The 12,210-nt window shown below is 64.1% G+C and carries 12 protein-coding genes; 4 read left to right on the plus strand and 8 right to left on the minus strand.

Translation table 11 applies throughout. The annotated features are described in order from the left end of the window. Window positions 1-48: 48 nt before the first annotated feature. Window positions 49-765, plus strand: coding sequence for a superoxide dismutase (locus tag JHD59_RS07935; protein WP_199153856.1), 717 nt, complete (start codon window positions 49-51; stop codon window positions 763-765). A gap of 11 nt (window positions 766-776) precedes the next feature. Then, the gene (locus JHD59_RS07940) at window positions 777-980 is read left to right on the plus strand and encodes a hypothetical protein (protein WP_199153857.1); all 204 of its coding nucleotides are present in this window, start codon (window positions 777-779) and stop codon (window positions 978-980) included. 63 nt (window positions 981-1,043) lie between these two features. On the opposite strand, the gene JHD59_RS07945 is transcribed toward JHD59_RS07940, so the two are convergent. The 4 genes from JHD59_RS07945 to JHD59_RS07960 form a co-directional block, all read right to left on the minus strand. After that, window positions 1,044-2,267 carry a DUF2399 domain-containing protein gene (locus JHD59_RS07945; protein WP_199153858.1) on the minus strand — a complete coding sequence of 408 codons (1,224 nt, stop codon included), beginning with the start codon at window positions 2,265-2,267 and terminating at the stop codon, window positions 1,044-1,046. Continuing rightward, complete coding sequence (locus JHD59_RS07950) at window positions 2,267-5,068, minus strand: AAA family ATPase (protein ID WP_199153859.1); 2,802 nt, start codon at window positions 5,066-5,068, stop codon at window positions 2,267-2,269. Before JHD59_RS07950 ends, JHD59_RS07945 begins: the two co-directional genes overlap by 1 nt. Next, entirely contained in the window at window positions 5,068-5,838 is a 771-nt protein-coding gene (locus JHD59_RS07955; RefSeq protein ID WP_199153860.1) for a hypothetical protein, read from the minus strand. The genes JHD59_RS07950 and JHD59_RS07955 overlap by 1 nt, the downstream gene beginning before the upstream one ends. Window positions 5,839-5,994: 156 nt before the next feature. After that, complete coding sequence (locus tag JHD59_RS07960) at window positions 5,995-7,263, minus strand: hypothetical protein (protein ID WP_233163951.1); 1,269 nt, start codon at window positions 7,261-7,263, stop codon at window positions 5,995-5,997. 115 nt (window positions 7,264-7,378) lie between these two features. Between JHD59_RS07960 and JHD59_RS07965 the strand changes: the two genes are divergently transcribed. Further along, on the plus strand, window positions 7,379-8,506 hold the full coding sequence (locus JHD59_RS07965; protein ID WP_071109937.1) for a succinylglutamate desuccinylase/aspartoacylase family protein: 1,128 nt from the start codon (window positions 7,379-7,381) through the stop codon (window positions 8,504-8,506). Between the two features lie 24 nt (window positions 8,507-8,530). Then, complete coding sequence (locus tag JHD59_RS07970; RefSeq protein ID WP_071109936.1) at window positions 8,531-8,779, plus strand: DUF333 domain-containing protein; 249 nt, start codon at window positions 8,531-8,533, stop codon at window positions 8,777-8,779. A 122-nt stretch (window positions 8,780-8,901) separates the two neighbouring features. Here the strand turns inward: JHD59_RS07970 and JHD59_RS07975 are convergent, their stop codons facing one another. The 4 genes from JHD59_RS07975 to JHD59_RS07990 form a co-directional block, all read right to left on the minus strand. Further along, entirely contained in the window at window positions 8,902-9,669 is a 768-nt protein-coding gene (locus JHD59_RS07975; protein ID WP_103321154.1) for an ABC transporter ATP-binding protein, read from the minus strand. 20 nt (window positions 9,670-9,689) lie between these two features. After that, a complete protein-coding gene (locus JHD59_RS07980; RefSeq protein ID WP_103321155.1) occupies window positions 9,690-10,403 on the minus strand; it encodes an ABC transporter permease in 714 nt (237 codons plus the stop codon). Continuing rightward, window positions 10,400-11,089 (minus strand): ABC transporter permease, encoded by a 690-nt coding sequence (locus tag JHD59_RS07985; protein WP_103321156.1) that lies wholly within the window; start codon window positions 11,087-11,089, stop codon window positions 10,400-10,402. The genes JHD59_RS07980 and JHD59_RS07985 overlap by 4 nt, the downstream gene beginning before the upstream one ends. A gap of 140 nt (window positions 11,090-11,229) precedes the next feature. Further along, on the minus strand, window positions 11,230-12,009 hold the full coding sequence (locus JHD59_RS07990) for an ABC transporter substrate-binding protein (protein WP_103321157.1): 780 nt from the start codon (window positions 12,007-12,009) through the stop codon (window positions 11,230-11,232). Between the last annotated feature and the right edge of the window lie 201 nt (window positions 12,010-12,210).

The raw sequence follows: 12,210 nt of genomic DNA on the forward strand, positions 1-12,210 counted from the left end.
CGGTTTGCTTAGCGGTTCTCAGCGATGTCCACGGTAAAGGAGCGAAACATGTCCAGCCAAGACCGCAGCACCCCGACCACCTCGTCCCGCCGCAGCTTCCTGCTGGCCGCCGCCGGCTCGCTGGCTGCGCTGGCGCTGCCCACCCTCCCCCTCAGCGCCCGCGCCTCGTCGGCACAGGTCCTGCCGCCGCTGCCCTATGCCGACAACGCGCTGGAGCCAGTGATCTCCGCCCGCACCTTGGGCTTCCACTACGGCAAACATCACAAGGCTTATCTGGATAACCTGAACAAGCTGATCGCCGGCCGCGACTACGCCGATCTGTCGCTGGAAGACATCATCAGCCGAGCGGCCAAACAAGCCGGCGATGCCGCCATCTTCAACAATGCCGCCCAGCTGTGGAACCACACTTTCTACTGGCGCAGCATGCGGCCGCAGGGCGGCGGCACGCCGCCGCAAGCCTTGCGCGAGAAGATCGAAGCGTCGTTCGGCAGCGTGGACGCCTGTAAGCAGCAGCTGGCCGGCGCCGCCATCTCGCAGTTTGGCAGCGGCTGGGCCTGGCTGGTGCAGGATGGCGACAAGCTGCGCGTGGTGAAAACCGGCAATGCCGACACCCCCATCACCGCCGGCCTGACCCCGCTCTTGAATGTGGACGTGTGGGAGCACGCCTACTATCTGGACTACCAGAACCGCCGCGCCGATTACGTCAACGCGGTGCTGGACAAGCTGGTCAACTGGGAATTCGCGCAGCAGAACCTGAAAGCGTGAGCGGGGGCGTTATGCCAACGGAGCGCGTCTGCCTGGCAGCTACACACAACGGCAACCTGGCCGCCGCGCGCCGCTGCGGCTTCAAAACCGCCTTCATTCCCCGGCCGCGCGAATTCGGTCCCAATCAGCAGACGGAACTTATGGCGGAGCAGGATTGGGATTGGGATTGGGTGGCAGGGGATATGATTGAGCAGGCGGGGATGATGGGAGCCTGAAACGCAAGGTGGGCAAGCGATCACGCTTGCCCACGCAAAACAATCACGGACTCCAAGGCCCAACTATTCAAGAAATAAAATCTCCTGCTCCAGTTTGTACCCGGTTCTCTCCATGGCTTCCAGCAGCCTCTTTAACTCATCTGGCAATGATTGTTTGAACAGGCTCTGAATATGGCGTCTATCAGAGCCTTCTAGCGGCCAGTTAAATTCCTGCAATTTCTCGTCATCAACGTGCATACGCCAAGGCTGCCATGCCTGGCCCTGCTCCTGAACCAACTGCCCTACTTGCAACGCTATGGCAACACCGGCAGGATCCAAGTCGCACGCGACGTAGACCGGCGCATCGCACAAACTGACCAGATGGCTAAACGCCTTGCGCCAGCGGCTGTGCGGCTGCCCCGGCACCCAGACGACAAGGACGTCAGGCACCTCAGCCACAAGCTGCCGGGTCAAGGTCTGGAAGACGCTGAAGTTTTCCACCACCCGTATTTCTCGGACGAGGCCCGATACCCGCTTGATATCCAGCACGGTCTCGGCTGGCAAAGCATTACCTTGCCGCAACAAGCTGGAGCGAAGCAACAAGCCCTCATCGTCATAGCAATCCAAGCAGGCTGCCAGATAAAAGTAGGGGGTATGCGGAGAGATGCCGCAGGCCTCCAGATCCAGGCCGGTCTCGGCCAACCATTCTTTATCGGCTTTGGCCAAGGCCTTAGTATGCTGGAAAACGACTTGAGAAAACTGGCGCTCGGTGCCGAAGCGCTCCTCGCCAAGCCAATCATCCAGTCCCTGCAGCAAACGCAGCCTTCGACGAGACGTATCCACTTGCATCGACATCTGTCGACAAGAGGCTGCGATCTCCTGCAACCAGGGATGTCTTGGCTGCCACTGCGACCACTGTCTTTTCAAGTCCTCTTTCTCTGGCTGATTGGACCAGCCCAAAGCACGCCGCAGCCCTTCCTTATCGCGCCAAACAACTTTGTAAGGAAGGTAGTGGTTCTGCGCCGCCCCCTTCCCTGCCTGACGAATCAGTTCGCACCAACCCGCCTGCAACAGTCGGCACAGTAGACTCTCGCAATGCAGCCACTCATTCACTTGGCTGTTCTCAATCAACCACGTCCATTTGGATGATTCGCCAGTTGGCTTGAGCCAAGACCGTAAAGTCTGCCACTGCGACTCATCCAACCCCAATAATGGCTGCGCGCCCGCAGGCAGGCGTGGCGCCAGCCTATCCCCGTGCGTGCTCTCTTCGCGCACAAAAGCACCCATATCAAGATCAGATAGCAGCATTAGAGCCCCTCCACCCGCCGCCGCGTTTGCAATATCGGCGGCGCCCAGGTTTCGCCGGGGCGCTTCTTGCGCGTGGCCAGCGTCAGCTCGGACGGGGCGAAGATGTTGATGTTGTGGGTATTCGGCGTGGTGATCAGGTACTGCGCTTCCGTCGCCTTGAGGAAGCCGGCCACGCGGTCGATGTTGAAGATGTCGAGGTGGGCGAACGGCTCGTCGATGAAGACGAAGCCGGAGGGGTTGGACTCGTCCATCATCAGGCCGATCAGCAGGATCAGCGACTTCATCACCTGCTGGCCGCCGGAGGCCTCGCCGTCGTTCATGCCCATCATGCCCTTCTGGTCGAAGTTGAACTTCAACACCAGCCCGGCCTGCGCCAGCACCGCGTCGTCGTTCTCCAGCTTGGGCAGCTCCACTTCCACCTGGATGCCGGCCAGCTCGCCCAGCCGCTTCACGTTCTGGCCATAGGCGCGCACGGTGGCGCGCAGCTTGCCGATGTAGGCGGCGCGCGCTTCGTCGGTCAGCTCGCGCGAGCGGTCTACCTCGCCCTGGCGGCGCTGGCGCTCGCGGTCGAGCTGGGTCAGGTCTTCCACCAGCTTGTCCTTCAGCGCCAGCACGGAATCATCCTGCTCCCAGTCGCCGCTTTGCAGCTTTTCTTCCAGGTAGTTCAGCTGGTGCTTGGCGTCGGCGGCGGTGTCAAACTCGTCCTCCAGCTGCGCCACATGCTCCGGCGCCAGCGCATCGGCAGGCAAGCGCTGCGCCCACTCGCGCAGTTCGCTGATCAGCCGACGGAGCTGGCGGCGCGCCTGCTCCACTTCCTGCAGCTTTTGATTGTACTTGGACAAGGTTTCCATCTCGCGCTGGCACACGCGGTCGTGCGCCAGCCGCGCGTCGCCGTAGCGCTGGTCGGCGGCGTCTTTCTCCGCGCCGGCGTCGGCCAGCGCGGCGCCCTGGCGGGCGATTTCGGCCTCCAGCTCAGCCTTGCGCGATTCCAGCGCGGCGAATTCGTCGGCGCGGCTGTCCAACTGGCGAATGGCGTCCATGCCGCCCAGGTACTCGGCCAGGCCGGCCGCCTCGCGGGTGGCGGCCACCAGCCGCTCCTCGTCGGCCAGGATGCGCACATTGAGCGATTTCAGCTCATCGCGCACCGCCAGCAGGCGCGATTGCCGCGCCGCTTCGCCAAACGCGTACTCATGCATGGGCACGCCGATATGGCGCGCGCCGCGGCGTTCGCGGAAATAGCCGTCGCGGGTGATCCAGTCGCCATCGACGTTGGCGCCTTCGTTCGCGCTTTCCACCCGCGTCACGCTGTTCATCTGGCGGTACAGCCACTCCGGCGCGTCGGCAGAGAAGCGCACCACTTCCAGCAAGCTGCCCTTGGCGGCGCGCGGCGGCGCGGCGCGTTCCGGCACCACAAAATGGCGGTAGCGCAGCTTCTCGCCGATTTTCCACGCCTCGCGGCGGTCGGACTCCCTGTCCAGCAGCACCACATGGCGGTAGCCGCGCAGCAGCGCCTCCACCGCGCCCTGCCAGTTGGAGTCCATCACTTCGACGATGTCGGACAGCATGGCGTGACCGATGCCGGCCTCGTCCAGCGCCGCCTTGAACTGGCGCACATCCTCCGGCGAACGGCCGCGGCCGATCTCCAGCGCCTGCAGGTGTTCCGAGCTTTCCTGGCGCTGCTTTTTCAGATCGCGCAGGCCGTCTTTCAGTTGATCCGCCTCGGCGCGCAAGGCGGCTAGCTTGTCGGCCAGCTGCGCGGCGTCGGCGCCGTATTCCTTGCCGGCCAGCGCCTGCAGCCGGTCGCGCTCCTTCAGTTGGCCCGCCACGCCGGCGTGCTCGCCCTTGGCCTTCATGAAGGCTTCCTGCGCGGCCTGGCGCACGGTTTCCGCCGCCGCGCGCGCCTCGGCGGCGCTGACCTCGGCCGCCTTCAGCTTGGCCACCAGCGCCAGGGTATCGGCATGCTCGGCGCGGGCCTGGTTCAGCACATGGTAGCCGCCGCGGTAGTCATGCCACTGCTTGCCAAACGATGACTTGGCGTCCAAATAGGCCAGCACCGGCAAGGCTTCGTCGCGCAGCCGGGCGATGCCGGTCTGCAGCTGCTTCCATTCCAGATAGCGGTTGGCGCGGTTCTTCATCGCCTCCACCCGCACCTGCAGCGCCTCTTCCTGGCGGCTCAGCGCCTCCAGCTCCAGCTCGGTGGCGCGCTGCTCGTCGCGCGCGCGCTGGTAGTTGTCCAGCACGTCCTTGTCGCCGAACACCTGGAACACCAGGTCCAGCAATTGGCGCGGGCTGTATTCGGTCAGCTTGTCGGTGTCGCCCTGCTCCAGCGCCAGCACCTCGGCCACCGCCGGCGTCAGGCCGGCCGCTTCCAAGCGACGGCGGTATTCCTGCACGCCCAGCCATTGCGCCTGGCCCTCGGCATGCTCCAGCGCGATGTCGCCGTCCAGAATGGCGTAATGGCGCACCCAGTCGCCGCCCTGCTTCTTGATGCGGCACAGCAGCGTCACCGACTCGGACACGATGGGGAAGAACGGCGTCGGATACAGGCCGCCGCTTGGCCGCCGCGGGTTATCCACCACGCCGCGCAGGTAGGCGAAGGCTTCCTTGTTGTTGCGCACGTAGCGCTTGTAGTCGCGCTTGCCGGAGCATTTGATGGCCAGCAGCGTGCGCATCGCGTCCAGCAAGGTGGTCTTACCGGAGCCGTTGGGGCCGATGATGGTGACGATCTGCGCGTCCAGCGGCACGGTCAGCCGCTGCCAGAAGTCCCAGTGCACCATTTCGACGGATTTCATCTGGAACATCAGCGCGTCTCCTCGTCCGCCGCGTCGTCCGGCGGCAAATCAAACAGCGGGCCGGCCGACTCGACATCGTCCGCCCCGATTTCATCTTCAATCTCGTCGGCCATCTCGTCCGGCGCGCGCTTGTCCGCCAGTGCCTCGCGGCCTTCGCGCCGCAGCAATACGTCGGCCAGCGCGCCCTCGATGATGCGCGGCGCCAGCTGGGCGTAGTCGACCATCAGGTCCAGCATCGGCCCCTCGTCCAGCCAGCGGTTGCGGCGCACGACGAAGCCCAGGTTGACCAGCCGGCCCAGGTTGGCGTTGAAGCGGGTGCGGCCGCCCAAGGCCTTGCCGAAGTCCGCGTACAGCGCGTCCTCGGAAATGCCGGTGGACACTGTCTCGCCCGTCTCCAGCGGCTTTTGCGCGCCGAACATATCGCTCTGGCTCTCCTTTCCAGCCTCCACGCGGGCGATCTGCCGCTCGCGCTTGGGCAGGATGATCAACGCCCACAGGATCACCAGCAAGGCCACGCCGTCGCGCGGCAAGCCCAGATTATTGTTGAGCCAGGCGTCGCCGGAGCCGAACACCGGCTCGGTCATTTCCGGCAGCAGCGCCACCGCGATGTATTCGGCATACGGATTTTCCACCAGCCGCAGGCCGACGGCGGCCAGGCTCTTGTCCAGCTCAGCGCGGAAGATGTCGTCCAGCAAGGCCTTGCGCGCCAACGCATCGGCGCGCGGCACCACGCGCTGCGCCAGCAGCCGGGCGGTGAGGGTTTTGATTTCGTGTTCCATATCTTCTCTTGCCACGAACCCCACGAAAAACACGAAAATATCCAAAGAAAGATTGATTTGAAAGCTGTCCTCTTCAGCCCTCAGCGAGAGGACTAAGCATCTCGCTGAATTTGCGCTTTTCGTGTCTTTCGTGGTTTTCGTGGCGAAATAAAGGGTTCAACTCTTGGGTTGCGCCGCCACCAGCCTGGCATCCGACAAAGTCGCCACCTCCGGGTGGTCCGTCTCGATTACCGCGTCGCCGCCCTGCAGGCTGAACGGCAGCTTGGCCAGCGCGGCGACGATGCTTTGATCGTTGCTGGTTTCCGGGTCGCCGATCAGCGACAGCAAGGACAGGCGGTAGGCTGTTTCGTTGTAGCTGTCGGCCAGCACCGCCTGGCTGATGTGGGCGTCGGCCGCGCCGCTCATGCCCAGCTGCAGCAGCACGTCGTACATCTCCTCTGCTTCCAGCAGCCGCTCCATTTCCGGCGCGTCGGCCATCGGCGCGGCTTCGCTGCCGGGCAGCACCTGCGCGCCGGCCTTGGCGCGCTCGCGGGCCAAAAGCTCGAACTCGGCCACGTCGGCCAGTTCCGGCGTGGACAGGAAGGCCGGCTCCGGGCTGATGGACCAGGCCCCCGCCAGCTTGCCGGCCAGCGTGGCCGCGCCCTGGCGGCGCAGCCAGTCGGCGATGTCGGTGGAAGTGAGGCCGGAGTTGCCCAGATGCACGCGCTGCGCGGCCAGCTGCGCCAGGCGGCGCTCGAAGGTGCCGGCCAAGGCCAGCATGCGGCTCTGCGCCAACGCGATGGCCTGGGCCTGGTTCAGCACGGTCAGGCTCAGCGACTCGTCCTGGGTCAGGCTACGCACCACCTCGGTGGACTTGGCCACCCAGCGCCACACGGCCTCCAGCCGGTGCTGGGCGGCTCGGATGCGGAACTCGGACTGCGACTCCAGCGCTTCCTCGAATTCCGCGTACAGCTCGTTGAGCCTCGCCAGCAGGTGCTTCAGCGCTTCGTCCGACACCTGGCCCACGGCCTGGCCGGCCGCCACCTGGCTGGTGAGATAGCCCAGCTCGACGTCGTCGCCGGCGAAATCCACCATGGTGGCCAGCGCCGCCAGCGCCACGCGCGCGCCTTCGGACAGCTGGTAGACGCCGCCGTCGCTGTCGTAAACCAGCAGGTCGCCCTCGCGCAAACGCCCCAGAATGGTGGCCAGTTTGGTATCGTTAAGATAAGAGAAGCGCTGGGCGATTTCCTGCGGCGTCCACATGGGCGCCTCGGCGCGGCCGCCCAGCTCGCGCAGCACCAGGAGGCGCATCAGCACTTCCTCGTCGCCGCCGCGGAACAGCGTGACGAAAACGGACAGATAGCCCCAGGCGCCCTGCAGCCGCGATACCGCCTGCAGCGAGCCGGGCTCGATGCCGGGCTGGAAGAAATCGGACAATGAATCCAAGCGCGCTCCGCTATGGGGTGGATCAAAGCGCAGATTGTCCCGACCGGCCGCCGCTTCGTCAACGCGGCGGCGCGTTTTATTGCGGCTGCGAACCGAACCATAAAGAGGAGAAGCCATGCACACCCGCCATCATCGGCTGCTGTCGCCCAGCCTGGGCAGCCAGCGCGCGCTCACCAGCTTTCATTTCGGCCAGCCGGGCAGCGGCGAAAAAGTCCACATCCAGGCCAGCCTGCACGCCGACGAGCTGCCCGGCATGCTGGTGGCCTGGCATCTGAAGCAGCGGCTGCGCCAGCTGGAAAACGAGGGCGCGATCCATGGCGAGATCACGGTGCTGCCCATGGCCAACCCCATCGGCCTGAACCAGAACCAGCACGGCCGGCTGATGGGCCGCTTTGAGCTGATGAGCGGGCAGAACTTCAACCGCCATTACCTGCCGCTGGCCGAGCCGGTGTTCGCCGCCGTGCGCCAGCAACTGGGACCGGACGCCAAGGCCAATACCCGGCTGATCCGCGAGGCGATGCGCGCCGAGCTGGCCAAACAACTGCCGCAGACCGAGCTGCAATCGCTGCGCCACACGCTGCACAGCATGGCCTGCGACGCCGACATCGTGCTGGACCTGCACTGCGACAGCCGCGCCGACATCCACCTGTACACCGGCACGCCGCTGTGGGACCAGTGCGAGCCGCTGGCGCGCTATCTGGGCGTGTGCGCCAGCCTGCTGGCGGAAGACTCCGGCGACTACCCTTTCGACGAGGCCTGCAGCCAGCCGTGGTGGCAGCTGCGCGACCTGGCCGCCAAGGCCGGGCTGTCCGCGCCCATCGACATGGCCTGTCTGGCGGTGACGGTGGAGTTGCGCGGCGAGTGGGACGTCAACCATGAATACGCCGCCAAGGACGCTGAAGCCATCGTGCACTTCCTGCAGCATCGCGGCGTGATCGCCGGCGATGCGCCGCATCTGCCGCCGCTGCGCCATCCGGCCACGCCGCTGGCCGGATCGGAAGACCTGCTGGCGCCGCACGCCGGCGTGGTGGTGTACCGCGCCGAGCCGGGCAGCCAGCTCAGCCCCGGCGACCTGGTGGCGGATGTGATCGATCCGGTCAACGATAGCGTGAGCCAGGTCTGCACCGAGCGCGGCGGCGTGCTGTACGCCAGCAGCGACCGGCCTTACGCCACGGCCGGCCTGTGCATCGCCCGCGTGGCCAGCCGCACCGCTTACAAGACCGGCAAGCTGCTTACCGCCTGATCAACGACACCAACGGGAATCCATATGAAACACACTTATGCCCTGATCGCGCCGCTGGCGCTGCTGCTGTCCGCCTGCGCGCAAAACACGCCGCCGGCGCAGGCGCCCATGGTTGGCATGGCCAATCCGGCCTCGGTCTACTGCGTGCAGCAAGGCGGCAAACTGTTGCCGCAAAAGGACGCCGCCGGCAACGAATACGCGCTGTGCCAGCTGCCCGATGGCCGCGCGGTGGAGGAATGGGCGTATTACCGCGCGCAGCATCCCGCGCAGTGACGCCCGCTTATCCACAGGCTCGGCCCAGCCCTTGAGTTATCCACAACTGACGGGACCGCCCAAAAACAAACCCGCCGGCTGACGACTCCGGCGGGTTTCCTTCCCCCTTGGCAGGGATAGTTTTACTTTAGACTACCCGACAGGAAAGCCTTCAACCGTTCGCTCTTGGTGTTGCCGAACACCTCGTCCGGATGGCCTTCCTCTTCCACCAGCCCCTTGTGCAGGAACATCACGTGATTGGACACGTTGCGGGCAAAACCCATTTCGTGCGTCACCACGATCATGGTGCGGCCTTCCTCGGCCAGCGCCTGCATCACCTTCAGCACTTCGCCCACCAGTTCCGGGTCCAGCGCCGAGGTCGGCTCGTCGAACAGCATCACTTCCGGCTCCATCGCCAGCGCGCGGGCGATGGCCACGCGCTGCTGCTGGCCGCCGGACAGATGGGCCGGGTATTTGGCCTGGGCCCGTTCGTCCAGCCCCACCTTGGCCAGGTATTTCTTGGCGCGGGCCAGGGCTTCGTCGCGCGACAGGCCCAGCACATGCACCGGCGCTTCGATGACGTTTTCCAGCACCGTCATGTGGCCCCACAGATTGAAGTGCTGGAACACCATGGCCAGTTTGGTGCGCATGGTTTGCAGCTGCTTCTGGTCGGCCGGGATCAGCTCGCCGCGCTTGTCCTTGGCCAGGCGGATTTCCTCGCCGTTTAGCGCGATGCTGCCCTGATTCGGTTTTTCCAGGAAGTTGATGCAGCGCAGGAAGGTGCTCTTGCCCGAACCGGACGAGCCGATGATGCTGATCACGTCGCCGGCCTTGGCCTTCAGCGAGATGCCTTTCAGAACTTCGTGATCGCCGTAGCTCTTGTGAATGTTGCTGATAGTCAGCTTGTCCATCTAAATGATTCCCCAGTGTTTCAGCTCTTGGTCGGGCGCAGGTAAGCAAGCCAGCGCGCTTCGGCCTTGCGGAACAAGCCGACCAGGATAAAGGTGATGCTCAGGTACAGCAGCGCGGCCAGGCCGAACGCGTTGAAGGAGTCGTATGTGGCGGCGTTGACGTCGCGCGCAACCTTCAGGATGTCCGGCACGGTGGCGGTAAAGGCCACGGTGGTGGCGTGCAGCATCAGGATCACTTCGTTGCTGTACGCAGGCAGGGCGCGGCGCAAGGCAGACGGAATGATGACCCGGCGATACAGCGTGAAGTTGCTCATGCCATAGGCGCGGCCGGCTTCGATCTCGCCATACGGCGTGGCCTTGATGGCGCCGGCGAAGATCTCCGTGGTGTAGGCGCAGGTGTTCAGCGCAAACGCCAGGATGGTGCAGTTGTAGCCTTCGCGGAAGAAGTGGTTCAGGAAGCCCACCTCGCGCACCACGTCCAGGCTGTACATGCCGCTGTAGAAGAACAGCAACTGCACATACAGCGGCGTGCCGCGGAACACGTAGGTGTACAGCCACACCGGGCGCGACAGCCACTTGATCTTGGACACCCGCGCCACCGACAGCGGCACCGACGCGATGAAGCCGAAACCTACCGACAGCACCAAAAGCCACATGGTAACAGCCAGGCCGGACAGGTGGTAGCCATCGGTCCACAGAAAGGTCTTCCAGAATTGCTGGATGATGTCGATCATAGGTCCGCCTCCCGCACACCCATAGAATAGCGGCGCTCCAGCCACATCAGCACGAAATTGGACAGCGTGGTCAGCAGCAGGTAGATCGCCCCGGCCACCAGCGTGAAGAAAAACACTTTGTAGGTGCTTTTGCCCGCGTCCACCGAGGCCTTCACCACATCGGCCAGGCCGATGATGGACACCAGGGCGGTGGCCTTCAGCATCACCTGCCAGTTATTGGAAATGCCAGGCAGCGCAAAGCGCATCATCTGCGGGAATTGCACGCGATGGAACACTTGCCAGCCGCTCATGCCATAGGCGATGCCGGCCTCGATCTGCCCCTTGGGCACGGACAGGAAGGCACCGCGCAGCGTCTCGGTAAAATAGGCGCCGTAGATGAAACCCAGCGTGACGATGCCGGACACGAACGGGTCCAGGTCGATCTGATCGATGTGCATCGCCTCGGTAATCTTGTTCATGCCGATCTGCAGGCTGTAGAAGATCAACAGCATCAGCACCAGATCGGGCACCCCGCGCACCAAAGTGGTGTACACGGTGGAAATCCCGCCCAGCACGGGATTGTGCGACAGCTTGGCGCCCGCGCCAAAGAGGCCGATGACGAAGGCGAGCAGCAGCGACAGCACCGACAACTCAAGCGTCACCAGGGTCCCCTGCCAGATAATGGGACCGAATCCATCCAGAAACATTGTGTTCCCCTTGTCGAGCGGCCGCATCCTTCAGCTTATATTGCCGAATGGAAAGCGGCCCTCCAGATCAATACGCCCCGGCAAAGCGGGGCGCATCACTACGTCGGGCGAGCGGCTGCGCCGCCCGCCCGCTGGCGGCATCAGCCGCCGTACACGTCGAAGGTGAAGTATTTCTTCTCGATCTTCTTGTAAGTGCCGTCCTTCAGCATGCCGGCGATGGCTTTGTCGATGGCGGCCTTCAGATCGGTGTCTTCCTTGCGCAGGCCGATGCCGGCGCCTTCGCCCAGGGTTTGCGGGTCAACCAGGTTGGCACCGGCAAAGGCGAAGCCCTTGCCTTCAGGCTTCTTCAGGAAACCCATGTCGGCCTGCACGGCATCCTGCAGCGAGGCGTCCAGGCGGCCTGCGGTCAGGTCGGCCAGCACCAGGGTCTGGTTTTGGTACGGAACCACTTCCACGCCGGCCGGCGCCCAATGCTTCTTGGCGTAGGCTTCCTGGATGGTGCCCTGTTCCACGCCCACGCGCTTGCCCTTCAGCGAGGCCGGCGTCGGCATCAGGCCGGAACCCGCCTTGGCCACCATGCGGGTCGGGGTATTGAACAGCTTGGCGGAGAAGGCGATTTCCTTCATGCGCGCCTCGGTCATCGACATCGACGACAGCACGCCGTCGAACTTCTTGGCTTTCAGCGCCGGGATCATGCCGTCGAAATCGTTTTCCACCCACACGCACTTGGCCTTCAAGCGTTTGCAGATCTCGTTGCCCAGGTCGATGTCGAAACCGACGATCTGGCCATTGGCGGCCTTGGATTCAAACGGCGCGTAGCTGGCGTCCACGCCAAAGCGGATTTCCTTCCAGTCCTTGGCGTAAGCGCCCACGGAGGCGGCCATCAGGCCGATAGCCAGCGCAGCAAGTGCCTTCTTCATGCGATTCTCCTCATCAAAGCAATGCGAACTCTTGTTTCGTCGACCGGCGAGAACGCCGGCATTTTGTCACCCAGGCACCCCAGCGCCCGGAACGGAACTGCAAACTGCTCGTGATTCGGCCAGGCCAAGAGTCTGTTCAAGGTCTAAGGCTTGGCTGCACCATGTTATATAGTTAGAGCAATTTGTCTAGCAAGACGGATT

Origin of the sequence: Chromobacterium sp. ASV23 (genome assembly GCF_016428945.1) — a bacterium.
Lineage (GTDB): Bacteria > Pseudomonadota > Gammaproteobacteria > Burkholderiales > Chromobacteriaceae > Chromobacterium > Chromobacterium sinusclupearum.